This window comes from Streptomyces sp. NPDC059455 (genome assembly GCF_042750115.1).
GTDB classification, from domain to species: Bacteria; Actinomycetota; Actinomycetes; order Streptomycetales; family Streptomycetaceae; genus Streptomyces; species Streptomyces endocoffeicus.
Genome location: NZ_JBHYVB010000478.1, coordinates 1 through 1,725, shown reverse-complemented (window position 1 = coordinate 1,725; position 1,725 = coordinate 1). Strand labels below are relative to the sequence as shown.

Sequence of the window (1,725 nt, the reverse complement as noted above, 5' to 3'; positions counted from 1 at the left end):
ATCCGACACCACCGGCGAGCCAGTCGTCACCGTCGACGCGCTGGTCACCCGGCCGGTCACCGCCGACCAGCTGCGACGAGCCGACTCGGGCCCGGACGGCCTGTACGCCCTGGAGTGGGTCTCCCACACTCCGGCGACGCCCGCGACCGTACCGGCCTTCGAGCGGTACGTGGTGGAGCCGACCGGAAACGACGTAGTCGCCGACGCCCACCGGGCCACCACCGACGCACTCGCGCACGTCCAGCGACACCTGACCGCGACCACCACCCCGCTCGTCGTCCAAGCGCCCTACGATGACCTCGCCGGCGCGGCCGTCTGGGGGCTGCTCCGCACCGCACAGACCGAACACCCGGGCCGCATCGTGCTGGTCGACACCGACGACGACCCCGCCTCCCAAGAGGTCCTGCCCAACCTGGTCGCCTCCGGCGAACCCCAGGCCCGCATCCGGGGCGGCACCATCACCCTCCCCCGACTCGCACGCCTGTCGGCGGACACCGAATCGGTCGCGATCGGCGACGGAACCATCCTCATCACCGGAGGCACCGGCAACCTCGGCTCCCTCATCGCCCGCCATCTGGTCGCCGAACACGGCGTCCGCGACCTGGTCCTGGTCAGCCGCCAGGGACCCGACGCGGACGGCGCCACCGAACTCACCGCCGAGCTCCAACAGCATGGCGCCCGCGTCCGCACCCTCTCCTGCGACACCACCGACCGTGCCGCACTCGCCACGCTCATCGACGAGATCGGACCGCTGACCGGCGTCGTGCACACGGCCGGGGCGCTGGCCGACGCCACCGTCGAGCACCTGGACGCCGACGCGCTGGCCACCACCCTCACCCCCAAGGCCGACGCCGCCTGGTGGCTGCACGAGCTCACCCAGGACCACCCCCTCACCCTCTTCGCCCTCTTCTCCTCCGTCGCCGGCATCCTCGGCTCACCCGGACAAGCCAACTACTCCGCCGCCAACGCCTTCCTCGACGCACTCGCCACCCACCGCCGCGGTCTGGGCCTGCCCGGCACCTCACTCGCCTGGGGATCCTGGCAGCGGGTCGGCGGACTGACCCGGAGCCTCAGCGCGACCGACCGGAACCGGCAGGCCCGCGCCGGACTGCGCCCGCTGTCGGACGCCGAGGGAACCGCCCTGTTCGACGCGGCGCTGGCCGCCGGGACCGGCCCGGTGGTAGCGGCGAGGCTGGACCTGACCGCGCTCGGTCGGGCCGAGGCGGTGCCGGAGGTGCTGCGGGACCTGGTCGTCCGGCGCGGCCGACGGCAGGCGGGCAACGCGGGCGACGCCTCGTGGGCCGACCGGGTCTCGGCGATGGCCCCGCAGGACCGGGTGAACGCCGTGGTCGAGTTGGTACGCGGCCGGGTGGCCTCGGTGCTCGGGCATAGCGACGCCCACCGGATCGCCGTCGACCAGGCGTTCAAGGAGCTGGGCTTCGACTCGCTGACCGCGGTCGAGCTGCGCAATCAGCTGACCGCCGCGACCGGGCTACGCCTCCCGGCGACCCTGATCTTCGACTACCCGACCACTGCCGCGGTGGCCGGGCTGCTGGCCGAACGGCTCTCCGGGCGGACCTCATCGGCGGTGTCGGACCCGCGAGTGGCACCGGTGTCGGCCACCGACAGCGAGCCGATCGCGATCGTCGGGATGGCCTGCCGACTGCCGGGTGGCGTGACCTCACCCGAGGAACTGTGGGAACTGCTGTCCTCAGGCGGCGACGG

Annotated in this window: 1 protein-coding gene; it reads left to right on the top strand. The window is 73.4% G+C overall.

Going from position 1 to position 1,725, the window contains the following annotated elements:
* Positions 1 to 1,725, top strand: a 1,725-nt coding sequence (locus ACFXB5_RS53680) for a type I polyketide synthase (protein WP_385223366.1), incomplete at both ends; no start/stop codon positions are given.